The 23507-nt window shown below is 69.8% G+C and carries 17 protein-coding genes and 1 pseudogene; 8 read left to right on the top strand and 10 right to left on the bottom strand.

From position 1 onward, the window contains the following. The first annotated feature begins 23 nt into the window (after positions 1-23). Entirely contained in the window at positions 24-617 is a 594-nt protein-coding gene (locus tag FHG54_RS02615) for a nitroreductase family protein (RefSeq protein WP_139415847.1), read from the top strand. Between the two features lie 90 nt (positions 618-707). Here FHG54_RS02615 and FHG54_RS02610 read toward each other — a convergent pair whose 3' ends face one another. After that, positions 708-1757, bottom strand: a complete 1050-nt coding sequence (locus FHG54_RS02610) for a zinc-dependent alcohol dehydrogenase family protein (RefSeq protein WP_139415846.1) — start codon at positions 1755-1757, stop codon at positions 708-710. A 375-nt stretch (positions 1758-2132) separates the two neighbouring features. After that, the gene (locus tag FHG54_RS02605) at positions 2133-3698 is read right to left on the bottom strand and encodes a carboxylesterase/lipase family protein (RefSeq protein WP_139415844.1); all 1566 of its coding nucleotides are present in this window, start codon (positions 3696-3698) and stop codon (positions 2133-2135) included. A gap of 365 nt (positions 3699-4063) precedes the next feature. Here FHG54_RS02605 and FHG54_RS16900 point away from each other — a divergent pair. The 3 genes and pseudogenes from FHG54_RS16900 to FHG54_RS02595 form a co-directional block, all read left to right on the top strand. Continuing rightward, positions 4064-4543, top strand: a pseudogene (locus FHG54_RS16900) (MFS transporter); the annotation flags it as partial. 64 nt (positions 4544-4607) lie between these two features. Continuing rightward, complete coding sequence (locus tag FHG54_RS16895; RefSeq protein WP_267898509.1) at positions 4608-5327, top strand: MFS transporter; 720 nt, start codon at positions 4608-4610, stop codon at positions 5325-5327. Between the two features lie 154 nt (positions 5328-5481). Continuing rightward, on the top strand, positions 5482-6645 hold the full coding sequence (locus FHG54_RS02595; RefSeq protein WP_139415842.1) for a Fic family protein: 1164 nt from the start codon (positions 5482-5484) through the stop codon (positions 6643-6645). Between the two features lie 3 nt (positions 6646-6648). Here FHG54_RS02595 and FHG54_RS02590 read toward each other — a convergent pair whose 3' ends face one another. The 3 genes from FHG54_RS02590 to FHG54_RS02580 all read right to left on the bottom strand — a co-directional run bounded on the left by FHG54_RS02590 (position 6649) and on the right by FHG54_RS02580 (position 10885). Then, a complete protein-coding gene (locus FHG54_RS02590; RefSeq protein WP_139418262.1) occupies positions 6649-8862 on the bottom strand; it encodes an ATP-dependent Clp protease ATP-binding subunit in 2214 nt (737 codons plus the stop codon). Between the two features lie 225 nt (positions 8863-9087). Beyond that, on the bottom strand, positions 9088-9900 hold the full coding sequence (locus tag FHG54_RS02585) for an ABC transporter permease (RefSeq protein WP_139415840.1): 813 nt from the start codon (positions 9898-9900) through the stop codon (positions 9088-9090). Beyond that, on the bottom strand, positions 9893-10885 hold the full coding sequence (locus FHG54_RS02580; RefSeq protein ID WP_233437848.1) for an ABC transporter ATP-binding protein: 993 nt from the start codon (positions 10883-10885) through the stop codon (positions 9893-9895). Before FHG54_RS02580 ends, FHG54_RS02585 begins: the two co-directional genes overlap by 8 nt. Before the next feature lie 115 nt (positions 10886-11000). Here FHG54_RS02580 and FHG54_RS02575 point away from each other — a divergent pair, with 115 nt between their 5' ends. Continuing rightward, positions 11001-11711, top strand: a complete 711-nt coding sequence (locus FHG54_RS02575; RefSeq protein WP_139415836.1) for a TetR/AcrR family transcriptional regulator — start codon at positions 11001-11003, stop codon at positions 11709-11711. Positions 11712-11726: 15 nt separating this feature from the next. Here FHG54_RS02575 and FHG54_RS02570 read toward each other — a convergent pair whose 3' ends face one another. Continuing rightward, entirely contained in the window at positions 11727-12212 is a 486-nt protein-coding gene (locus FHG54_RS02570; protein ID WP_139415834.1) for a hypothetical protein, read from the bottom strand. Between the two features lie 107 nt (positions 12213-12319). Here FHG54_RS02570 and FHG54_RS02565 point away from each other — a divergent pair, with 107 nt between their 5' ends. Beyond that, positions 12320-13015 (top strand): YceI family protein, encoded by a 696-nt coding sequence (locus FHG54_RS02565; protein ID WP_139415832.1) that lies wholly within the window; start codon positions 12320-12322, stop codon positions 13013-13015. Between the two features lie 83 nt (positions 13016-13098). Continuing rightward, positions 13099-14145 (top strand): LLM class flavin-dependent oxidoreductase, encoded by a 1047-nt coding sequence (locus FHG54_RS02560; protein ID WP_139415830.1) that lies wholly within the window; start codon positions 13099-13101, stop codon positions 14143-14145. Here the strand turns inward: FHG54_RS02560 and FHG54_RS02555 are convergent. Then, complete coding sequence (locus tag FHG54_RS02555) at positions 14084-19432, bottom strand: lamin tail domain-containing metallophosphoesterase family protein (RefSeq protein WP_139415828.1); 5349 nt, start codon at positions 19430-19432, stop codon at positions 14084-14086. The two genes, FHG54_RS02560 and FHG54_RS02555, sit on opposite strands and share 62 nt — an antisense overlap. A gap of 169 nt (positions 19433-19601) precedes the next feature. Between FHG54_RS02555 and FHG54_RS02550 the strand changes: the two genes are divergently transcribed. Further along, on the top strand, positions 19602-20042 hold the full coding sequence (locus tag FHG54_RS02550) for a nitroreductase family deazaflavin-dependent oxidoreductase (protein WP_139415826.1): 441 nt from the start codon (positions 19602-19604) through the stop codon (positions 20040-20042). A 157-nt stretch (positions 20043-20199) separates the two neighbouring features. Here the strand turns inward: FHG54_RS02550 and FHG54_RS02545 are convergent, their stop codons facing one another. The 3 genes from FHG54_RS02545 to FHG54_RS02535 are packed head-to-tail and all read right to left on the bottom strand — an operon-like array spanning position 20200 to position 23298. After that, positions 20200-21372 carry an FAD-dependent oxidoreductase gene (locus FHG54_RS02545; RefSeq protein WP_139415824.1) on the bottom strand — a complete coding sequence of 391 codons (1173 nt, stop codon included), beginning with the start codon at positions 21370-21372 and terminating at the stop codon, positions 20200-20202. Then, positions 21365-22159: a methyltransferase gene (locus tag FHG54_RS02540; protein WP_233437847.1), complete on the bottom strand. Its 795-nt coding sequence runs from the start codon at positions 22157-22159 to the stop codon at positions 21365-21367. The genes FHG54_RS02545 and FHG54_RS02540 overlap by 8 nt, the downstream gene beginning before the upstream one ends. After that, the gene (locus FHG54_RS02535; protein ID WP_139415821.1) at positions 22156-23298 is read right to left on the bottom strand and encodes a type III polyketide synthase; all 1143 of its coding nucleotides are present in this window, start codon (positions 23296-23298) and stop codon (positions 22156-22158) included. Before FHG54_RS02535 ends, FHG54_RS02540 begins: the two co-directional genes overlap by 4 nt. Positions 23299-23507: the final 209 nt, after the last annotated feature.

Here is a 23507-nt window from a genome sequence, read left to right as displayed (position 1 = left end):
CCCCGCAAGAAAGCAGCACCAGCATGACGCTCGTCTCCGAACCCGCCTCCCGTCGGGCCGACACCTCCGCACCGCTCATCGGCGCCCTCGTCGATCGCTGGAGCCCACGGGCCTTCGACCCCGCAGCCGTGATCGATCCCGATGTGCTCCGCACCGTGCTCGAAGCGGCGCGCTGGGCCCCTTCGGCGAACAACTCGCAGCCGTGGCGCTTCGTCGTCGCCCGCCGCGGCACGTCCGCCTTCACCGCAGCGCATGATGCGATGGCGGGCTTCAACCAGGTCTGGGCCGACTCGGCCGCCGCCCTCGTGATCAACATCGCCGAGATCGCCGACGCCGATGGAAACCCGCACCCGTGGGCGCGCTACGACCTCGGCCAAGCGGTCGCGCACCTCACCGTGCAGGCGCAGCACGAGGGCCTGCACACCCACCAGATGGGCGGCTTCGATGCGGCGAAGCTGCACGAGGTCTTCGCGCTCGCCCCGAACCTCGAGATCGTCTCGATCACGACGATCGGCGTGGTCGGCGATGCCAACGCCCTGCCCGAGGTGCTCCGGGAGCGCGAGGTCGCGCCGAGGCTGCGCAAGCCGCTCGAGGAGCTCGTGCTGCTCGGCGAGTAGTCGAACGGGCGCCCGGCACCGCTCAGGTGGCCGGGCGCCGATGCGGCGGATCGGCATGCGATCTCGTTGGCGGCTTCATCGAGCCGGCGCTCACGGACGCAGCAGCACCTTGGTCGCGCGCCGTTCATCCATCGCGGCGTACGCCTCGGCTGCCCGGGCGAGCGGAAGCTCGAGGTCGAACACGAGCCCGGGCTCGATGGCGCCCGACCGCACGTCGGGCAGCAGTTCCTCGATATAGCCGCGCACGGGAGCGACGCCGCCGTTCACGCCGACGTTGCGGTTGAAGAGCGGCCGCACCGGCAGTTCGGGCCCGCCGTTCGGCACCCCGACGTAACCGACCATGCCGCCCGGGCGGGTCGATCGGATCGCCTGGTCCATGGACTCCTTCGTGCCGACGCACTCGAGCACCCGGTCGGCCCCGATGCCGCCCGTGAGCTCGTGCACCCCGGCCACCCCGTCGTCGCCGCGCGCTTCGACGACGTGGGTCGCGCCGAATCGGCGGGCGAGCGCCTGGCGATCCGGATGCCGCGACATCGCGATGATCGTCGTGGCGCCGAGCCGCTTCGCCGCGATGATCGCGCAGAGACCGACGGCGCCGTCGCCCACGACGGCGACCGAGTCACCCGCGGAGACCCCTGCGGAGACGGCGGCGTGGTGGCCGGTGCCCATGACGTCGGCGAGCGTGAGGAGCCCCGGCACCTCGTCATCGCCCACGGGGCCGGGCACGACGACGAGCGTTCCGTCGGCGAGCGGCACCCGCACGCGCTCCCCCTGCGCGCCGTCGGCGAACGCCCCGGCGCGATCGTCTGAACCCCACCACCCGCCGTTCAGGCACGACGTCGACACGCCGTTGCGGCAGTTGATGCAGGTGTTGTCGCAGACGTAGAAGGGGGCGATCACGAAGTCGCCGACGGCGACCCCCGCGACATCCGACCCGATCGCCTCGACCACGCCGACGAACTCGTGACCGATGCGATGCGGCTCGTGCGTCGGCGTCACGCCGCGGTAGGGCCAGAGGTCTGAGCCGCAGACGCACGCGGCGACGACCTTCACGATCGCGTCGCCGCCGGTCGAGAGCACGGGGTCGGGCACGGTCTCGACTCGGATGTCACGGGGCGCGTGGATGACGGTGGCGAGCATGAGGTCGAGCCTAGGCCTCGGGCCGCCGCTGCGACACCGCTACGCGACGAGCATCGTGCGGGACGCGGCCCGTGCTCCGCCCGGGGCGCGGCCCGGGGCGCGGCCGGGGCGCGCGCCGGGCGCGCGGGACTGTAGGACGATCGGCGGTTTGTAGGACAGGCCGGTGCAACCGCGTCCTACAAACCGCCCTGAGTCCTACATTCCAACGCCGCACGCAGGCCCGCACGCCCGCACGCCCGCACGCCCGCACGACGCACCCCCGCACCCACGGCACCCCCGCGCCCACGCCCGCGCCCACGCACTCCCGCACGCAGGCCCGCACGCACGCACGCACGCACGCCCGAGATTCTCACCACTGCGTGCACGACGGAACACTCACACGTGCGGCACGAACTCCTGCCACGCCAGTCGCTTCTCACGGCGCGGGTCGAGCTCGACGCGATCGACGCCGTCGAAGACCAGGGTGCCGCGCTCGAGCTCGTCGTAGCGCGGCCACGCGGAGCCGGGCACGCCTGATGCCGCGAACGACGTCCAGCACAGCTGCATCCGCCGCCCGACCTCACGGAACATCCGCCGTCCGCCGAACACCGTGAGTGCGGTGCCGACCGGGGTGTCGAACTTCTCGAACAGGGCGAAGAGCTCGAGGCCGTGGGTCGCGTCGAGACCGAGGAGCCGCGGCATCCGGGGGGCTGCATCGAATCGATAGAAGTAGACGGGGGAGTACCGTGAATGCCGCTCGGCGGCCTTCACGGTCGGGAACCAGAAGGTGAAGTCACCGGCGAAATCGGCGGCCGGCCTCCGCTCGGGCAGGCCCGGATACTGCCGCTTGATCGCCTTGCGCGCCTTCTTCTTCGTGTTCGTGAAGATCGCGCGGATGCGCGGCTTCGTCGACGGGAGGATGCTGATGCGCCCCTCGAAGAGCGACCCCTCGCGGTCGTTGGTGCCGATCACGAGGGGCACCCGGTGCGCGAGTCCGTCGCGGAACGCGTCGAGCGGGCGATGCGGCAGGAACTCGCCGTCGATGACGGGCGCGAGGCTGATCGTGCCCGGGTTCTCGTCGGGCGTGCGCACGGTGAGGGCGGTGGTCGCCTCGGCGAGCAGCATGGGATCCGCTGCCCGCAGCATGGTGGCCGCGGCATCCGTCGATTCGCTCTCGAGGTCGTCGTCGTCGACGAGGCCGCTGAGAATGCCGACGTACTCGCGCGCCCAGGCCGCCGCGGTCTCGGGAAGGTACACGGCGTTCACCGGCGCGCTCTGGGCGATGGCCCGCTGGAACAGCCCCTCGGCGGCGGGCACGGTCATCAGCGTCGTCACCGAGTTGCCGCCGGCGGATTCGCCGAACAGCGTGACGTTACCGGGGTCGCCGCCGAACGCGCCGATGTTGCGGCGCACCCACTCGAGAGCGGCCACCTGATCGCGCAGCGCCAGGTTGCACTCGAACGGATGCCGCGGCGACGAGTACGGCCGGAAGTCGAGCCACCCGAGCGCTCCGAGCCGGTAGTTGAGGCTCACGTAGACGACGCCGTGGCGGCGCACGAGCCCCTCGCCCTGCCGGGGGTACTCGCCCGACGAGCCGACGCTGTAGGCGCCGCCGTGGATGAACACCATCACGGGTCGGCCGCCGGCCGGGGTATCCGACTCGTCGGGCGCGACGACGTTGACGCTGAGGCAGTCCTCGCTGCGCACGAGCCGCGGCGACGCACCGATGAACTGGCCCTTGCGCTTCTGCGGCGCGACCGGCCCGTACTCCGCGGCGTCTCGCACGCCGTCCCAGCCGGGCGGCGGCAGCGGCGGCCGGAATCGACGGTCGCCCGCGGTCGAGGCCGCATACGGGATGCCCCGCCACACGCGCACTCCCCGCCGGCGCACACCCTTGACGACACCGGCGTCGGTCTTCACGAACAGGTCGCCGTCGGTGCGCGTTCCCAAGTTCAGCAGCACGCTCGAACCCTACGCCCGCGAGGTGAACCGCGGGTGGCTACTGCCCCGCCCACGTTGTAGACGTGCGCTACACCTGCAGGACGATCGAGCATGCGAACCATCACGTCTCGTGAGCTGAAGCAAGAATCCGGCCGAGGTGTACCGACGAGTGCGCTCCAGCGGTGAAGAGCACGAGATCACGCGCCACGGGCGCAGCGTCGGTTTCAAGCTCGTGCCCGCCGTTCCCGGGCATCCGCAGCGCTGGGTCGCGGCATCGGTGCTGACGAGCGCGCTCCCCCGGCTGCCGCGTGGGAATGTCGACGATCTGATCCGCGACCTCGACGCGCGATGTCGGAGGTATCCGAAAGGATGCATGGGTGACGGGCATGCGAGGCTTCTGGGGCGCCCTGCCCACCGAGGGGCGCTGGCTGCTGTCGACCGTCGCCATCCAGACGCTCGGCCGAGGGCTCACCCTGCCGTTCACGATCATCTACCTGCACGAGGTGCGAGGGTTCGACCTCGGGCTTTCGGGCGCGCTCATGAGCCTCATCGCCGTGGTCGGACTCATCGTCACGGGCCCGGGCGGCACCCTCATCGACCGCTTCGGCGCACGGGCGGTACTGCTCGTCGGCCTCGTCTCGATGATCGCCGGCTGCACCCTGCTCGCCTTCGCGACGCACCCCTCTGTCGCCGCCGTCGCGCTCGTGCTGATCGGCGTCAACTTCGGCGTCTCGTGGCCCGGCTTCAATGCGCTCATCGCTGCGGTGGTCTCGGGCGACCTGCGGCAGCAGTACTTCGGCGTGAACTTCGCCCTCCTGAACCTCGGCATCGGGGTCGGCGGCATCGTCGGCGGTTTCTACGTCGACGTGCACTCGCCCGAGACGTTCACCGTGATCTTCCTCATCGACGCCGCGACGAGCCTGGTGCCCGATGGCGCTGCTCCTCTGGCCGCTCCGCAATGTGCACACGCAGGCGGAGCCGAGCGAGGAGTCTGCAGCGGCGGGCGGGTACCGCAAGATCCTCCGCAAGCCCGCGGTGCTCTGGCTGACGCTGCTCACGTTCCTCGCCATGTTCATCGGCTACGGCCAGATGGAGGCTGGCTTCCCGGCGTACGCGCGGCAGGTGGCCGAAGTCTCGACCCGGGTCATCGGGTTCTCGTTCGCCGTGAACACCGCGGTCATCGTGCTGCTGCAGTTCGCCGTGCTCGCGAAGATCAGCGGTAAGCGGCGCACCCGGGTGATGTGGGTGATGGCCGGGGTCTGGGCCTGCTCCTGGCTCATCCTCGGCACCGCAGGGCTCCTGCCCGACTCGCTGGCGGCCGCGATCGGCGTGCTCGCCTTCATGGGCGTCTTCGCGTTCGGCGAGACGCTACTGCAGCCGACGGTTCCCGCGATCTACAACGACCTCGCCTCCGACCACAATCGCGGCCGCTACAACGCGATCAACTCTGCGGCCTTCCAGGGCGGGGCGATCGCCGGCCCGATCGCGGCGGGCATGCTGCTCGACCACGGATTGGGGGCGTGGTACATCGCGATCATGGTCGCCGGATGCCTCGGCATCGGTGTGCTCGCCATCGCCCTCGAGCGCCGCATCCCGGCGGGCGCGAACGGCGTGCGCGCCCCCGAACCCGAGGAGAGCACGGCGCCCTGAGCGGCGGCGTGCCATACCCGGACTCCGCAAATAGCGGATACCGCGTTCGCAAATAGTGACGATCAAGCGCTCCACAGACCCCTTGATTTTCCGGGATAGAATCGACAACATGCACAAATAGTTCTTGACCAGCCCACAAATAGAGGCCAGCATCGTGAACAAGAAGTACGAACTGCCACCAGTCGATTTCAGCTCGGAGCTCGTGCGGTACGCATTCGAGATCGAACGGCTCCGCGGCAATCTCGGCAGCGGGACGACTCCGGCAAGAACCCTGACGGAGCTCCATGCCTTGTTCCGTGTCGTCATGAGTGTGATCTCTGCGCGTATCGAAGGCAACCGCACCACGGTATATGACGCATTGAGCGATCTCCCAGCCGTTGGATCGGCGGCACCACAGACGTCAGATTCGCTTCGTGAGATCTCCAACATCCTCGACGGCATCGACTTCATCGACACGATCGATCCGTCTCAACCGTTGACTCATGTCTTCGTCCGTGAACTCCATCGGATCGCCGCGAACGGGCTGCGTCGCGAGGGAGACCGGACTCCGGGCGAGTATCGCGCCAATGAAGTGTCGATCAGCGACTCAGCCCATTCGCCGCCATCGCCTGTGTATGTTCACGCCGACATGTCAGAGCTCCTCGACTTCGCGAATCGCAGCATGCCTCCGCACGAGCAGATGCTCCACGCGGCGATCGCACATCACCGGTTCGTCTGGATCCATCCGTTCACGAACGGCAACGGCCGCGTGTCGCGCCTGTTCACCTACGCGATGTTGCGGCGCAACGGGTTCGACTCGGTTCCCGGGTACCGTGCTGTGAATCCCACCGCGGTGTTCGGCAATGATCGCGACGGCTACTACGCGGCGCTGGAGGCCGCCGATGATCTTTCGGCAGCAGGAACCGTGGCTTGGTGCGAGTTCTTCGTACGCGGCCTGCACGTCGATCTCGAACGCCTGGTGCAGATGCAGGACTTCTCATTCGTCATGGACAAACTGATCGACCCTGCGATCGACCGGCTGACTGCCAGTGGCGCCGCGACCGCATACGAAGGCGCAGCCCTCAAGATCGCGGCGCGCCGCGAGGTCGTGAAGGCGAGGGACCTCGAGCCGGCCTTGCCGGGAAGCCCATCGCAACGCTCGGTGGCGATCCGGTCGCTCGTGAAGCGCGGTCTGCTCGTCCACGATGAACGCGGCCAACGCTTCTACCGGGTGTCACTCGCGAGAGCACCACTGGGTCAGTTCGTCATCCGTCAACTCGACGATCTCGGATACCTGCCGCGCATCCTCAAAGAAGACGACCGCACCGAAGACCGGTAGGTCCTACTCGATGATCTCGGCGTCGATGACGTCGTCGGAGCCAGACGCGGCCCCGCCTCCGACCGGCACCTCGGCGCGAGCGACCGAGAGCGACTCGCCGTCGCCCTCGAGCCCGACCACGACGGTGTCGCCGTCGCGCACCTCTCCGGTGAGCAGCGCCCGGGCGAGCCGGTCGTCGATCTCGTGCTGCATGAGGCGGCGCAGCGGCCGGGCTCCGTACAGCGGGTCGTAGCCGCGTTCGGCGAGCCACGCCCGAGCGTCGGGGGTGACCCCGAGCTGCAGCCGCCGCTCGTGCAGCCGCACCCCGAGCCGGTCGATGTAGAGGTTCACGATCTCGCCGAGTTCCTCCTCGTTGAGCGCGGAGAACACGACGATGTCGTCGAGCCGGTTCACGAACTCGGGCTTGAACGACTGCCGCACGGCCGCGAGCACGGCCTGCTGCTTCTCGTCCCAGCTGAGCGATGGATCGATCAGGTACTGCGAACCGAGGTTCGACGTGAGGATCAGGATCGTGTTGCGGAAGTCGACGGTGCGACCCTGGCCGTCGGTGAGACGCCCGTCGTCGAGCACCTGCAGCAGCACGTCGAACACCTCGGGGTGCGCCTTCTCGACCTCGTCGAAGAGAATGACGGAGTACGGGCGACGACGCACGGCCTCGGTGAGCTGACCGCCCTGGTCGTATCCCACATACCCGGGGGGCGCGCCGACGAGGCGGGAGACCGAGAACTTCTCGCCGTACTCCGACATGTCGATGCGCACCATGGCGTGCTCGTCGTCGAAGAGGAACTCGGCGAGGGCCTTCGCAAGTTCGGTCTTGCCGACGCCCGTCGGGCCGAGGAAGAGGAAGGACCCGGTCGGCCGGTTGGGGTCGCTGATGCCGGCGCGCGAGCGGCGCACCGAGTCGGCGACCGCCGCGACGGCGCGCTTCTGGCCGATGAGTCGCTTTCCGAGTTCCTGCTCGAGGTGCAGCAGCTTCTCGGTCTCGCCCTGCAGGAGCCTGCCGACGGGGATGCCGGTCCAGGCGGCGATCACCTGCGCGATGTCCTCCTCGGTGACCTGCTCGTTGACCATGCGCGGCTCATCGGGGGCCTGCTCTGCCCGCTCCGCCTCGACGACGTCGCGCTGCAGCCGAGCGATCGTCTCGTACTCGAGTTTCGACGCCGTCGCGTAGTCGGCCTCGCGCATGGCGCGGTCACGCTGCGTCATCGCTTCGTCGAGCTGCTTCTTCAGCTCGCCGACGCGGTTCAGCGACATCCGTTCGCGCGCCCAGCGCTCCTCGAGACCGGCGAGCTCGCGCTCCTGCTCGACGAGCGTCTCGCGCAGCTTTCCGAGCCGCTCCTTCGACGCGTCGTCCTTCTCCTTCTTGAGGGCGAGCTCCTCGAGCCGCAAGCGGTCGACCTGACGCTTCAGCTGGTCGATCTCCACCGGCGAAGAGTCGATCTCCATCTTGAGGCGCGACATGGCTTCGTCGACGAGGTCGATCGCCTTGTCCGGCAATTGGCGGGCCGAGATGTAGCGATTCGACAGGGATGCCGCGGCGACGAGCGCGGCGTCGGAGATCGTGACCCCGTGGTGCGCCTCGTAGCGGCCCTTGAGTCCGCGCAGGATCGCGATCGTGTCTTCGACGCTCGGCTCGCCGACGTACACCTGCTGGAATCGGCGTTCGAGCGCGGCATCCTTCTCGATGTATTCGCGATACTCGTTGAGCGTGGTCGCGCCGATGAGCCGCAGCTCGCCGCGGGCGAGCATGGGCTTCAGCATGTTGGAGGCCGCGACGGAGCCCTCGCCGCCACCCGCACCCATGAGCAGGTGCAGTTCGTCGACGAAGGTGATGATCTGACCCTCGGCGTCGTTGATCTCCTTCAGCACGGCCTTCAGCCGCTCCTCGAACTGGCCGCGGTACATCGCACCCGCGACGAGCGCCGAAATGTCGAGCGAGATGAGCTGCTTGCCCTTCAGCGACTCGGCGACGTCGCCCGCGACGATGCGCTGGGCGAGCCCCTCGACGACGGCGGTCTTGCCGACGCCGGGTTCGCCGATGAGCACGGGGTTGTTCTTCGTGCGCCTCGTGAGCACCTGGCTGACGCGGCGGATCTCGGAGTCACGCCCGATGACGGGGTCGAGCTTGCCCGCCTTCGCGATCTCGGTGAGGTTGACGCCGTACTGTTCGAGCGCCGACTTCTGCTCTTCCTCTTGCGTGCTCGGCGCACCCTGCATGTTGGCCACAGGCTCTCCCTTCGTTCAAAACTTGAGTGTACTTAACTCAACTTTGTCGAGAGGGCTGGTATTCCGGCTTGCGCGCCGAATCTCCCCCGGCTCTCACGCTAGACGGATGCCGCGTGGCGCGCCAGCGCTCGATGGGCCGCATTCGCGGGTCGCGGGCAGGTCGCGGGTCGCGGCAACCGGCTGGGCGCGGGCTGAGCCGCGAGGGCCTGAGCGCGGTCAGCGGCGGCGAACGAGCGCCCGAATGGTGATCGCGATGCCGACGACGCACCACGCGATCAGCACGAGCAGGTCTCGGCCGCTCGCCTCGAAGCTGTCGGCGGCCAATCCGGACCGCAGGAGGTCCGCCCCGGGGCGGAGCGGCAGGAAATCGTGCACCGTCTGGAACCACTCGGGCAACTGACTGGCGGCGAAGGTGATCGGCGAGAACAGGAGCACGAAGAACACGAGCACCTGCGAGACGAGCTGCGCCAGCATCGGCTGCAGGCTCACGGCGATCGCGTAGCCGACCGCCGTCGCCATCACGGTGACGAGAATGGCCGCGGCGATGAGCAGGGGCCAGTCGAACGAGAAGACCAGGTCGTACCTGAGCCACCCCACGACGATCGCTACGGCCACGCTCGGCAGCGCGATGATGAGCCACACCGTGAGGTCGGCAGCGAACAGGAGCGGGCGGGCGATCGGCAGCGAGCGCATGTAGTCGAAGGTGCCGTCGGCACGGGCTCGCGAGACCCCCTGCGGCACGATCACCAGCCCGATGGTGAGGAGCAGTACGGTGGGCGCGCCCGTCGAGAGGAACATCGCCGTCGACGAGTCGATGTCGGGGATGAGGAAGCCGAACCCGATGATGATGCCGGCGGCGAGGAGCGCCTGGATGATGATGACGAGCGGCAACAGGCTGCCGATCTGCGCCAGCGTCCAGCGCAGCAGCGTGATGTAGCTGGTCCAGAGGCTGACGTGCACCCGCTTGGGGATCGACTGCCGTGCCGGGTCGAGTTCGGGGCGCGCTGTCGCGGTGGGCAGCTCAGACATTCGGGGCCTCCTGCGAAATGGTCGCGGCGATGGTGCGCGGAGCCGTGTCGTCGCGCTCGCCGTCGCGCGCGGTGAGGGCGAGGTACGCGTCTTCGAGGGTGGTCGGCCCGAGTGAGTAGCCATCGAGCCGGTTCTCGGCACGCAGCCCGGTCGCCCACGTGACCGCCGGAGCCGCCTCGCCCGCGGGGAGGGTCAGCAGCACGCGGCGGCCTGTGCGCACGAGACGCAGCGGGGTGACGGGAAGGTCGCGGGCGTCTGCGGTGGGGTCGGGCCCACCCGGCGGGAGCTCGAGTTCGAGGCGGAGGTCGCCGTCGTGCGTGCCGCGGAGCCGGGCGGGCGAACCGGAGGCGATCACCGTGCCGCGGTCCAGGATGACGAGGTCGTCGACGATCCGCTCCGCCTCGATGACGTTGTGGGTGACGAGCAGCACGCCGGCGCCCTCGTCGCCACGCCGGCGAACGGCGTTCCAGAGCAGGCGTCGCCGCGAGGCGTCGATGTCGTTCGTCGGCTCGTCGAGCACGAGCAGCGGCGTCGGAGCGGCGACGGTCATGGCGAAGGCGGTGAGGCGTCGGATGCCTCCCGACAGGCCGCGACCCTCGGGCAGGGCGCGCTGATCGAGCCAGTGCCCGATATCCAGCTCCTCAGCCAAGCGGATGGCGCCGGCTCGCGCGTCTCGGTTCGACAGGCCGCGGATGCGGCCGGCGATCTCGATCGCCGTGCGCGGCGTCAGCCCGTCGATCGGAGCCTGTGCCTGCGGCTGCATCGCGACGTGGCGCCGGGCGGCGGCCGGGTCGGCGACCGCGTCGATGCCGCCGACGCGGATCGTGCCGGCATCGGGCCGGAGCAGGCCGACGAGCTGCGAGACGAGAGTGGTCTTTCCGGCGCCGTTGTGGCCGAGGAGGCCCACGACGTCGCCGGGCTTCACTCGCAACGAGACGTCGTCGTTCGCGACGGTCGTGCCGAACCGGCGCGTGAGGCCGGACACACACAGGACATCCTGGTCCATTGAAACCCTCCGGAATACTGTCGGTATTTGAATACCGACAGTATTCAGATACCTAGAGAATGTCAACACCACCGTCTCGACGTATGATCTGTGCATGGCCGCCCCTACTTCCCGTCGCTCGCGGCAGGAGAGCCAGCGGCTGACGCGCGACGCACTGATCCTCGCGGCGCGAACCGTCTTCAGTCGCGACGGGTACCACGGGGCGAGCCTCGAACTCATCGCACGCGAGGCGGGCTTCTCCAAGGGAGCGGTGTACTCGAACTTCGACGGCAAGGCCACCCTCTTCCTCGCGGTGATGGACGCGAACCTCGAGACGGCGCTCGCCGACGGCTCGTGGGATCTCTTCGAGCAGCCCGACGACGTCGACGCCGGCCGTTACGGGAGCGATGAGGTCGTCGAGGCGATCCGCGGCTTCGCGCTCGCGACCCTCGAGTTCATCGCGACGGCCGCACGCGACGGGGCCCTGGTCGTCGAGTTGGGCAAGCGGATGTCGCAGCTGACCGACGCCTATGTGGCGATCGCAGCGCAATCCCGCCCTGAAGACGAGATCCTCGCCTCGAACGAGGTCGGGGCATTGCTCGCCGCCCTCGACCAAGGTGCCGCCCTGCTCGCCCTGAGCGGCAGCACCGCGCTCGACGAGCGCGTGACGCGCGCCGGCATGCGGCGCCTGCTCGATCCGAGCCGCGCGGGCGAGTACGAGGACGACGGCACTGCAACCGGGCCGGCACTGCACGACCGGGTCATCCAGCGCAGGATCGCCGCCGCGATCGAAGAGCAGCTGTCAACCGAAGAGGCGCGTTCGTAGGGCGCGTCCAGCCCGTCAGCGCGTCGCTTCGACGGCGAGCACCGTGGTGCACACGATCCCGGCGGGCGTCGGCGACTCGTACCGCACCGGCATGCCCGGAAAGGCCCGGGCGAACCAGAACGTCTCGATCGGGGCATCCGGCGTCTCGTCGCGGGTGTCGTACCGCAGGCACTCGACGCTTCCGATCGGGAGCTCGAGGGTCTCCTCGGTCAGCGTCGTGCGCTCGGCCGCGAATGCGGCATGCCCCTGCAATTCGCGCCAGGTCACCCGCCCGCTCGCGACCTCGCCGTCGACCTCGCCGTCGACAGCGACCCGCCAGCGTTCGAGGGTCGCGCCTTCGTCGTCGCAGTCGCTGAAGCGGTTGACACGCTCGAACGTCTCGCCGCCGGGCTCCTCGACGAGGATGCGGATCGTCTTGCCCGACCCGCTCGCGTCGCGGATCTCGTCGGCGGTGAACGGCGTCGGCAAGAGGCCCGGCCCGAGGAGGTGTGGGTCGCTCATGTTCGACAGTCTGCGTCATCCGCCGTCATCTCGAGAAGATCCCAGTCAATTCTATGCTTTCTCATACGTTCGTCGGCAAGGCTCGATGTCCGACCCGGAGGAGCAGCATGCAGAAGCGAACGAAGATCATCATCGCCTCGATCATCGCGGGGGTGCTCGTGCTCGGCGCCACTGCCGCCATCGCCGGGCCCATCATCTACCGCGACCTCATCGTCGGAGAGGCGGAGGCCGCGCCCTCCGTCACAGCAGTTCCGACGTCCGACCCCGGTGCCGCAGCACCCGACCTGACCGGCGACTGGACCGTCGCCGACGGCTCCTTCGCCGGCTACCGGGTCGACGAGGTGCTGAACGGCACCGACGTCACCGTCACCGGTCGCACCTCCGATGTGACCGGTGACTTCACGGTCGACGGGTTGAGCCTCACCGCCGCGTCGCTCGAGGTCGACGTGGCGTCGATCGCCACCGACTCGGGCAACCGCGACGAGTACTTCCGCTCGAGCGCCCTGCGCGTCGACGAGTTCCCGACCGCGACCTTCGTGCTCGCCGAACCGATCGCGGTCGACACCGCACCGGTCGTCGGCGGCGCACAGACCCTGCAGGCGACAGGCGACCTCACGCTCGCGGGTGTCACCCGCACCGTCACGGTCGACATCGACGCGGTCTGGAACGGCGCCGACGGCCAGGTCGCCGGCAGCATCCCGATCACCTTCGCCGACTTCGGCGTCGAGGCACCGAACCTCGGCTTCGTCTCGGTCGAGCCCGACGGGTTCGTCGAATTCTCGCTCGTGCTCGCACGGAGCTGAGCACCGGCGGGCACAGCTGAGCCGCGAGCGCCGCGGCATCCACGCACCGGAATAGCCTCCGGCGCCCGGTCGTTCCACCAGACGTGCAACGCTTCGGAACGCTCTCCTTCGGACACTACGGCCCGCTCGGCGGCGGTCGCGAACTCTCGGCCGCCGACTCGATGCTGCAGGCGATCGACCTCGCCCAGGGCATGGACGAGCTCGGCGTGAACGGCGCATACTTCCGCGTGCACCACTTCGCTCGCCAGCAGGCGTCGCCGATGCCGCTGCTCGCGGCGATCGCGGCGCGCACCCGCCACATCGAGGTCGGCACCGGCGTCATCGACATGCGCTACGAGAACCCGCTGCACCTCGCCGAGGAGGCCGCAGCGGTCGACCTCATCTCGGGCGGCCGACTCGCGCTCGGCGTCAGCCGGGGATCACCCGAGACGGTCGTGCGCGGCTACGAGGCCTTCGGCTACACCGGCTCACAGGACCCGCGCGGGGCCGACATCGCCCGTGCGCACTTCGACCGGTTCCTCGAGGCCGTCGAGGGCCAGGGCATCGCCGAACCGGATGCCTCATCGCCGTTCGGCGGCGGCGGCCCGACCGGCACGGCGAACGGTCTGCAGCGCATCGAGCCGTACTCGCCCGGCCTGCGCTCCCGCATCTGGTGGGGAGCCGGCAACAGCGACTCGGCCGCTTGGGCCGGGCGCCGGGGCGTGAACCTCATGTCGTCGACCCTGCTCACCGAGGACCGCGGCATGCCCTTCGACGAGCTCCAGGCGCAGCAGATCCAGACGTTCCGCGCGGCCTGGCGGGAGGCCGGCCACCCGGGTGAGCCGCGCACCTCGGTGAGTCGTTCGATCTTCCCGATCTCGACCGCCGAAGACGAGCTCTACTTCGGCGGCCGGCAAGACGGCGACGGCGTCGGCTACATCGATGGCATGCGCTCGACCTTCGGCAAGACCTACGCAGGCACGCCCGACAAGCTCGTCGAGCAGTTGCAGCGCGACGCGGCGATCCGAGAGGCCGACACCCTCATGATCACGATCCCGAGCCAGCTCGGCGTCGAGTTCAACCTGCGACTCATCGCGGCCTTCGCCGAGCACGTGGCGCCGAGCCTCGGCTGGGAACCTGCGAACCGCTGAACGCCTCCCGCCGGCGCAGCATGAGCAGCACGCCACCGGCGATGAGCACGAGAAGGCCGGTCACGGCCGCGGGCGCCACCGTGAATCCAGTGGCCGCGAGGCCGCTCGATCCGGCGTCCGCAGCACCGTCGGCGCCGGCCCCTCCGCTCCCGGCGCCGATGCCACTGCCCCCGCCGCCGAGCCCGGCGTCGCCCGGTGCCGCCTCGATCGTGATCGGGTTCCACCCGAGCACCGCGTTGCCGGCGTCCTGCACGACGAGCGAGTGCGCCCCGAGCGGGAGGCCGGCCGGAACGACCGTGCGCACACTGCCGTCGGCACCCACCTGTGTCCAGCCGCCGAGCGGAGTCGGGGTGGAGTGCAGCCACAGTGCGACCCATTCGCCTGCGCGCTGCGCACCGATGCCGACCGTGATCGGGTCGCCGATGCGAGCCGAGGCGGGCGAGGTGATCGCCCCCTCGAGCGCTGGGTCGAGTTCATCGCCCGGCACCGGCACGGATGCGTCGCCGGGCTTGCCATCCGGCTCGCCCGGGCCGCCGGGTTCTCCGGGCCCGCCGTCCTCCTCGAGCGTGAGCAGTCGCACCTCGGAGACCGCGGCGGCACCGTACGGATCCGCTGAGGAGACGTACCAGCCGTGCGTGCCGAGGCCCGGGTTCCAGGTTGCGGAGAGTTCGCTGCCGCTTTCGACGTCGTCGAACTGTTCGATCACCTTCGACGTGAGGATGTCGGCCCGGAACGCGTCGGTCGCCAGGGACTTCGTCTGCGGCGCGATGCCCGCCTGGGTGTACGGGATCGTGAACTCCTGGTGCTCCGGCGCGAGCGTCGGATCCTCGGAGTTGTACTGGTCGAGGTACGGCGAGTACGTGCGCACCGTGATCTGCTGGCCCGCATTGTCGAAGTGCAGCAGTCTGAGGAACGCCTGGCCTCCTTCCGGCAGCCCCTGGTAGTCGAAGAGCATCTGCGTCACCTGACGCTCAGCGACCCCGTCGCCGTCGTCGTCGAAGGCATCGACCCGGGTGAATGCGTCGTGGTAGTGCCCTGAGAGCACGAACCGCACGTTCGCGTTCGGCGCGACGACCTCGTCGTAGATCTGCTGTGGGATCGGCCCGAGGCCGCCGGTGGTCAGCATGTACTCGTGCAGGTTGATGACCGCGACCCGCTCGGGGTACTGGGCGAGCACCTCGTTCATCCAGGCGATCTCGGCGTCGCCCGGATCCCAGCCCATGTAGAGCATCAGGAAGTCGATGCCGCCCGAGCTGATCAGGTCGTAGTGCCCGCGGTTGTCGGCGTGGTCGCCGCCCCACCAGGGATTGGCCGCGTACCGCTCGGCGCCGAAGTACAGCCCGAAGTTCGTGTAGTCGACCCCCTTGTGGCCGACGTCGTGGTTGCCGGCGAGCACGCCGTAGGGAAGCGCGGCGTCATCGAGCATCCGGTAGGCGGGGTCTGCGTTCGCCCACTGGGCAGGGTCTTCCGAGTCATCCACGATGTCGCCGGTGTGGAACATGTACTGCAGGTTCAGGTCCGCCCGCTCCTCCAGGAAGTACTTGTGGATGTCGAGCTGCCGGTCGTAGTACGTGGCGTTGTAGTACTGGGTGTCGGACTCCCACCCGAGCGTGAAGTCGTACTCGGCACGCGGCGTGTCGGCGGGATTGCGCGGCTGAACGACCGTCGTTCGATCGGAGAGGTTCTCGCCTGCGAAGCCCTCGGAGTGCTGCACGAGCACGGTGATCGTGCCGCCCTCGACGTGCCCGGCGGCGGGAACGAGCGCTTCGAGCACGAACTCCGTGGCGGCGCCGCCTGTGGTGAGGTGCCGGTCGATCTCCTCCCACGCGCCGGCCTCGACGTCGAGCACGTACATCAGCACCTTCGCCCCCGCATTCGCCGAGCCGTCCCACCGCACGCGCGTCTGGAAGTCGGCACCCGCGTCGCTCGGCACGTCGACGGTGAAGAGCTGGTAGGGGAAGGCGGTATCGGATGTCTCGGGCACGGCGGCCCGGTCGAGCAGGCCGATCGCGGTCGCCTCGTCGGCGGTGAGCGCCCGGCCGGCGGCCCGATCGACCGAGTCGGCGATGTTCGTGCTTCCCGAGCTCACCGAGACGCCGGCGGCAGGCGTCAGCCGGTAGCCCTCCTTGAACGCCACGTCGAGGCGGTCGCCGGAGGGGTCGACCGCTCGAGCGACGAGCTGCTGCTCACCCGGCGCCGCCACCGTGCCGTCGAGCGGGGAGATGAGTTCGTTGCCGGGTTCTTCGACCGGAGTGTCGAACGCGATCGTGCGCACCGCCTGGTTGCCCACCGCGTCGGCCGCGGTCAGCACCAGTTCGTGCGTGCCGTCGGGCAGCGTGATCGACGACGAGGCGTAGGGCAGGGTGATCGCCCGCCCGTCGAGCGTCGCGGAGAGCGATTCCAGGCCGGAACCGTCATCGGCGGCATCCGCTTCGATCATGAATTCGCCCTGGTAGAGCTTGCCGTCGACCATCGTCGTCTCGATGGCCGGGGCGGTGTTGTCGACGACGACGGTTCGTTCGATGGCGGTGGTGCCATCGGATGCCCCGATGGGGTGCGCGCCGTCGGTGACGCTCGTCGTGTTCCACGCGGCGCTCACCGCGGTGAACGCGTCTTCGGGAATGCTGAACTCGGAGTGGAAGGCGTCGAGCGTGCCGGTGCTGTCGCCCATCGAGAGCTCCGACTGGCCGTCGTCGTACCCCGCGGGCCGCAGGGAGCGCCCGTCGGGAAGCACGAGCCGAAGGTTGCGGATGCTGAAGTCGTCGTTGTTCTCGTTCGGGTCGATCTCCGGTGCGGCCTTCGTGCCGGCGAACACACTGACCGTGAGCGGCTCACCCTGCTCGATGTGGCCCCGCGGCACCGGGGTGGTGATGGTCTCCCATCCGGAGTAGATGCCGTCGTCGAAGATGCGCAGCACCTCGTCGCCGATCAGCACGCCGTTCTTGAAGAACGTGTCGACGCGGCTCGCTTCGAAGGCGAAGACGGGCTCGGATTCGAGGCCGGGAGTGCCGTCGAGGGCTGCCCCGTCGACGGTCAGCCCGATGGAGGCTGGGAAGACGTCTCCGGCCGCCGAGAGGGGCAGGGTGCCCGCCGCGTACTGCCCGTCGGTCACGTTCAGTCGCAGCGGCGACGGGTCGATCCCCGTGACCGGCAGGGTGCGCAGCTCCGTCGTCGTGACGTTCGTGCCGTCACTGGCGGTCAGCGTGTACTCGACGAAACGCTTGCCGATCAGGTCGACGGCGGGCAGGCTGTGCGTGTATTCGTCGGCTCCGGTTCGCAGCAGCTCGACGCGCTGCGGTTCGGCGTCGAGATTCGTGCGGAACGACAGCGCGACGGTGCGCGCGGCGACGTCGTCGCTCACGGTGAACGCGAATGCGAACTCGGTCGACGGGTCGATCTCGGCGGGCGTGCGATCGGTGATCACGGGGGCCACCGCATCGACGGGCACGACCATCAGGCCGGCGGGAACCTGCGTCGCGTGCACGGCCCCCGGTGTCGCTGCCTGAGTGCCGAGCTTGGTCTGGATCCCGAGTTCCGCCGGGTTCGTGGCGTACTGGATGCCCTGATCGGCGACCGTGTCGTCGACGCCGCCGAGGTTGTAATAGGCGCGGTTGACGCTCGCCCCGGTGTTCGTGACGATCTCGACGCCGCGAGCAGAACCGTTGGCCATGCCGCCGCTGGCGATCTCGAGCAGCTCGGTGCCGCCTGTGAGGGCCGTGCCCCACTTCGCGTTGAAGTCGGTCGCCGTCAGCTCGGCATTCGAGCCGTTCTTGATCCAGAAGACGAGCCTTCCGCCGGGCTCGATGATCGCCTCGCGCGGCGACGACGGCCACAGCGCCGTCGACGAGTTGGTGAGGTCGGCGAGCGGGTAGAGGTAGCGCAGCGAGTAGTCGGCGAAGTCGACCGGGGCGCTGGTCGCGTTGTAGACCTCGACGAACTCATAGCCGTCGGATCCGCCGATGTTCGCCGAGTCGGGCAGCAGCTCGGTGATCTGCAGGGGCGCGGTCACGAGCGACGGGTCGGGCTGCGGCTCGAACGGTGCCGGCAGCAGCGCCTCTGGGTCGACGACACCGGGGCTCGGCGCTGCGGCCGCGGCGAGCAGCGCGAGGCTCGTGGCATCCGCTCGTGAGGGAAGGCGGTAGTGGGCGCTGAGTCCCGGGCCCACTTGACCGGCCAGGTACTGCGCTGACGAGATCTCGACGCCGGCGGCGACGATCGCCACTCCGCGGGGGCCGGCGTTGGCGAGCCCCGCCTGCCCCGTGACCGGCACCACCGGATAGTTGTCGGCGCCCGAGTCGGCGTAGTGCGCCTGGAAGTCGGCCGCGGTGAGGTCAGCGGTGTTCTCGTATGACACCCAGAACACGGCCGCCTGACCGGCGGCGATCACCGTGCCGGCCGGGTAGACGAGGTCTTTCGTGCCCGAACCGAAGTCGTAGACGAGCCGCGCCCCGGCGTCGGTGAGGTCGATCGCCCTCGACGTGGTGTTGCGCACCTCGATGAACTCGTAACGGTCGGTGCCGACGTTGTCGGGGGCGATCTCGGTGATGAGCAGGTCACGCGGCGCCAGCTCGGCCCCGGGGTCGGGGTTGTTGTCGTCGGCGACGAGCGAATCGGGGTCGAGCACGCCGGGGGTCGGGGCCTGCAGGCGATCGAGCACCGGCAGCGAGCGGGCCTCCGCGTCGGCGGGCACTCGGAAGGTCGCCGCGGTTCCCGCCCCGAGCGACCCCGCCGGGTAGAACGCCCGGCTGAGCTGGGTGCCGCCGGCTTCGCTGACCCGCACCCCGCGGTCACCGCCGTTCGCGAAGCCCGGCTGGCCCTCGGCGCGCACGACGCGATAGTCGGCATCGGACCGGCCCGCGGCATAGTGCGCCCTGAAGTCGGCCTCGCTCTTCGCGAAGCTGTCGACCGTCGCGGTGCGGTAGCTCAGCCAGATCGCGAGCGTCTCGCCCGCGGCGATCGTCGTGCCGGCCGGCACGGTCAGCGGCACGTCGGCCGCGGTGTTGTCATCGTCGGCGTACAGGTACGAGAAGCGGATGCCCCGTGCGTCGAGGTCGATCGCCTCGCCGGTGGTGTTGTGCACCTCGAAGAACTCGAAGTCGTCGTACCCGGTGTTGTCGGCGACGATCTCGCTCACGATGAGCGGCCAGGTCGACGGGTCCGCGGTGCTCGCGGCGTACGCGGGCACCGCGACGAGCGAAACCCCGGTCGCGGCGAGGGCACCGCTCAGGGCGAGTGCGGCGAAGCGGCGAAGCCGCGTGCGGAATCGATCGGATCCAGATGCAGACACGGCGCAGCTCTTTCATCGGGGGCGGAGGACGAGCCTGACCGTATCGAGCGAAGTCGACGTGACGGCGACGGTCGATGAACGCCGGGTGACGCCGCGGTGAACGCTCGGCCCGGCAGGGGTCTGAGATTCTCGCCGTATCGTGGATGGTGCATCCGAACGAGGAGGATCCATGCCGTTGGAAGGCGAGTACGAGCCGAGCACGTCGGGCTGGGCGCGCACGCAGGCCGAGGCGTTCGAGGCGTCGAACGGCGAGGCGTCGAACACCCTGCGGGGCATGCCGATCATCGTGCTCACCACGGTCGGGGCCAAGTCGGGCAAACTCCGCAAGACCGCCCTCATGCGCGTCGAGCACGACGGCGAGTACGCGGTGGTCGCCTCGCTCGGCGGGGCGCCGAAGCATCCGGTCTGGTACTGGAACGTGAAGAAGCACCCGCACGTCGAGCTGCAAGACGGAGGCGAGAAGCACGACTACGAGGCACACGAACTCGAGGGTGAAGAGCGCGAGCGCTGGTGGGCACGGGCCGTCGAGGCCTACCCGCCCTACGCCGACTACCAACTGAAGACCGAGCGCCTGATCCCGGTCTTCCGCCTCACCCGCGTCGTGCTCTGAGCGTCGTGCTCTGAGCGTCGGAGGTAACGGGTCGCGTCGGAGGTAACGGGTCGCGTCGGAGGCAACGGGTCGGCGTCCTCCGACGCGAGAACCGTCCTCCGACGCGAGGCGCGGCGAGCGGCGCGGCGCGCAGCGAGCAGCGAACGGATGCAGCGAGCTACAGCCAGCGCATCGTGAACGCCCGGGCGAGCACCGCCCTCAGCGGCGGCACGGCGAGCGTGCGCACGGCGGCGTTGCGGAGTCGCAGGCGCCCGCCCGCGGCCGGCGCGCCCATGCGCATGTTGAACGCCGCTTGGCGGATCGCCCGCGACGCCGACACCCGGCGCACGCGCTCGTAGCGCTCGAACGCGTCGAGCGGGGCGCCGGCGTCGAGCGCCGCCGCAAGGTCGCGGTCGAGGGCGAGGGCGTCGAGCCAGCCGAGGTTCATGCCCTGACCGCCGATCGGGCTGATCTCGTGCGCGGCATCGCCGACGAGCGCGACGCGGCCGCGATGCATCCGCTCGGCCAGGTGCTGGCGCGCCTCGAAGACGCTCGGCTCAGCCGCGGCCGACACGTCGAACCGGCCGTCGACGCGCGCGGCGACGATCGTGGCGAGTTGCGGCGCCCCGGCCTCCCGCGGCGGCCGCCGCACCCACGCGACCCACCGGCGACGCCCGCCGGGCAGGGGAAACGACTCGACGACGCCCGCGGGCTCGAAGTGCAGCAGCGCCGTCGACGGCTCCCCGGTGTCGTCGCGGGTGTCGCCCATCACATAGTGCGCGCGGCCAGGACGCGGCGCCCAGCCGATGCCCACGAGGTCGCGGATGCCGCTGCGCACCCCGTCGGCACCGACCACGTAGCGCGCGCGTACTGCGACGGTCCCGTCGCCTCGGTCGCCCGCGACCTCGACGTGCGTGCCCCGGTCGCGGAGCGTACGCACCTCGACGCCATGCTCGAGTGCGCCAGGCGCGAGGTCCTCGAGACGGCGCTCGAGCATGGCCTCGGTCTCGAGCTGCGGCAGCGACCACACCGAGCCGGCTCGCGCGAACGACATCGACCCGAGCACGCGGCCCTCGCACGTCACACGTCCGTCACGGATCTCGACGCCCGAATCCCGCACCTCGGCGTCGAGGCCGACCCGGCCGAGCGCGCCCAGCCCCGGCGGGTGGATGCCGATCGCCCGCGACCGCCCCGAGCGCACGGTGCGCCGCTCGAGCACGACGACATCGCGGCCGCGCTGCGCGAGCAGGCAGGCGAGCAACAGGCCCACGGGTCCGCCGCCCACGATGGCGACGTCGCGCATCCGAACGTGCCCGCCGTCACCGCTTCGGGCGGCGGATGCCTCAGACATCCACTCCCCAGATCACCTCGAGTCGCGACGGGAACGCCCGCCGCACAGCCCAGCCATCGGGCAGTACGGGCGCGAGTTCTGCCGCGGTGTGGCTGCGACGAATGGAGGTGAGCCCGTCGGGGCGAATGTACGAACCGGCGAGCAGGTTGCCCGCGAACGGCAGTGTGCCGAGCCAGAAGCCCGCGTAGCCGAGCCGCGTGCGCTCGATGTCGCCGTGCACGGCGAGACCGCCGGGGCCGAGCAGCAGCTCGCTGTCTCGCAGGAGCGCCCCGAACTCGCGCCCATCGAGGTGGTGCAGCACGTGGTTCGAGATGACGACGTCGAAGTGCTCGCCCTCGTCGACGAGCTCGCCGCTCATGGCCCGCCGCAGCGTCAACCCGGCCGTCGGCGGCTTCGCCGCCGCCCACGCCATCGCCCGCGCATCGGGATCGATCGCGGTGACCTCGAGACGCAGCCCGTCTTCCTCGGCCCATCGCAGCAGCCGTCGCGGCAGGTCGGCGCTGCCCGCTCCGATGTCGAGCAGGCGCGTGCCCCAGACCGGGGAGAGCCGCGGCCGCACCCACTGCAGGTACACCGCGCGCTCCCCCGAGACGACGGCGTTCACGAGCCGGAACCGCTCGTAGGTCTTCGCGAGCATCGCGGGATCGGCGTCGGGGCTGTCCATGAGCTCCTGCGCCTCGCCGTCGCGCGAGCCGAGGCCCGCCGGCGACCCAGACGCCTGCGACCCGAGGCCCGCCGGCGACCCAGACGCCGGCGACGCAGATGAGCAGGGCGACACGACCGTCACACCCGAACGGTCATGAGCGCCGATTCGACCGTCAGCCCCGGTCCGAAGGCCATCGCGGCGACCCGGTCGCCGTCGGCGGCGGCATCCGAGTGCAGGATGTTGCGCAGCACGAACAGCACCGTCGCGCTCGACATGTTGCCGTAGTCGCGCAGCGTCTCGCGCGCCGGCACGAGCTGCGCCTCGGTGAGACCGAGCCGCGACTCGACCTTGTCGAGGATCGACCGCCCGCCGGGGTGGATCGCCCAGTGCTCGACGGCGTCGGAGGACCCGTCGCCCGCGAGCGCCGCGGCGAGCGCGTCGTCGTGCGCGAAGAGCGGCTCGAGCGCACCGGTGATGTGGTCGTCGATGATCGCCGGGATCGCGTTGGAGAGCACCATCTCGAAGCCGTGGTCGCCGATCTTCCACGCCATGTCACCCTCGCCGACCGGTGTGATGCGGGTCGCGAAGCGGTCGAGATCGAAGGCCCGCTCCCCCGATTCCAACGGCCGGGCCGTGACGATTCCGGAGCCCGCACCGTCGGCGAACAGCGACGACGCCACGATCGTGTCGGGGTCGTTCGAGGTGCGCAGGTGCAGCGTGCAGAGCTCGACGGAGACGACGAGCACCACCGCCGAGGCATCCGCTTTCGCAAGTTGCGAGGCGATGCGCAATGCCGGAATCGACGCGTAGCAGCCCATGAACCCGAGGTGGTAGCGCTCGACGCCGGGGTCGAGCCCCAGCTCGCGGGCGATCATGAAGTCGGGGCCGGGCGCGTAGAAGCCCGTGCACGAGACGGTGATGACATGCGTGACATCGGATGCCTCGAGGCCCGGCGTCGCCTCGATCGCCGCGCGGCCCGCCTCGATGTAGAGCTTCGTCGCATGTTCTGCGTAGAGCTCGTTGCGCACCTTCGTGCCCGGCATCAGCAGCTCACCCGAGTCGATGTCGAAGAACACCGGGTTGTCGGGGCGCGCGTCCCAGCGCAGCTCGTCGAGCACCGAGTGGCGCCGCTCGATGCCCGACACGTTGAACGAGGTGGCGACGATGCGCTGGCCGAGACGGCCGAGCCCGGGCTGCCCCGCGAACACGTCGCGTACCTCGTCTTGCACGAGCACGGTCGGCGGAATGACAGTGGAGAGGCCCCTCAGAGTGACGGTCATGACTCAGTGTAGGCAGCCGAGCGGATGCCGCGACAGGACTCGCACGAGGCTCGGAGGGAACCGCTCACCGCGAATTATCTTCAGCTTCTGGGGCTGATTGTCCTCGCAATGGCCTGCGTCCTGGGATCGCGGCGAGTCCGATTTCGCCAGGTTAGCGAGGCACAAGCGTCACGTACACGTGGCTATAACGGCAGTGACATCTCCGCAGG

The organism is Agromyces laixinhei, assembly GCF_006337065.1.
In the GTDB taxonomy this organism is placed as follows: Bacteria; Actinomycetota; Actinomycetes; order Actinomycetales; family Microbacteriaceae; genus Agromyces; species Agromyces laixinhei.
Note: the sequence above shows the minus strand (reverse complement) of the source record. Positions and strands in the feature narration are given on the sequence as shown.

What these genes read in the sequence shown, in the direction of transcription:
- FHG54_RS02615 (WP_139415847.1), top strand. Translation starts at nt 24, where the DNA reads ATGACGCTCGTCTCCGAACCCGCCTCCCGTCGGGCCGACACCTCCGCA.
- FHG54_RS02610 (WP_139415846.1), bottom strand. Translation starts at nt 1,757, where the DNA reads ATGCTCGCCACCGTCATCCACGCGCCCCGTGACATCCGAGTCGAGACC.
- FHG54_RS16895 (WP_267898509.1), top strand. Translation starts at nt 4,608, where the DNA reads ATGGCGCTGCTCCTCTGGCCGCTCCGCAATGTGCACACGCAGGCGGAG.
- FHG54_RS02590 (WP_139418262.1), bottom strand. Translation starts at nt 8,862, where the DNA reads ATGCAGGGTGCGCCGAGCACGCAAGAGGAAGAGCAGAAGTCGGCGCTC.
- FHG54_RS02585 (WP_139415840.1), bottom strand. Translation starts at nt 9,900, where the DNA reads ATGTCTGAGCTGCCCACCGCGACAGCGCGCCCCGAACTCGACCCGGCA.
- FHG54_RS02575 (WP_139415836.1), top strand. Translation starts at nt 11,001, where the DNA reads ATGGCCGCCCCTACTTCCCGTCGCTCGCGGCAGGAGAGCCAGCGGCTG.
- FHG54_RS02570 (WP_139415834.1), bottom strand. Translation starts at nt 12,212, where the DNA reads ATGAGCGACCCACACCTCCTCGGGCCGGGCCTCTTGCCGACGCCGTTC.
- FHG54_RS02565 (WP_139415832.1), top strand. Translation starts at nt 12,320, where the DNA reads ATGCAGAAGCGAACGAAGATCATCATCGCCTCGATCATCGCGGGGGTG.
- FHG54_RS02550 (WP_139415826.1), top strand. Translation starts at nt 19,602, where the DNA reads ATGCCGTTGGAAGGCGAGTACGAGCCGAGCACGTCGGGCTGGGCGCGC.
- FHG54_RS02545 (WP_139415824.1), bottom strand. Translation starts at nt 21,372, where the DNA reads ATGTCTGAGGCATCCGCCGCCCGAAGCGGTGACGGCGGGCACGTTCGG.
- FHG54_RS02535 (WP_139415821.1), bottom strand. Translation starts at nt 23,298, where the DNA reads ATGACCGTCACTCTGAGGGGCCTCTCCACTGTCATTCCGCCGACCGTG.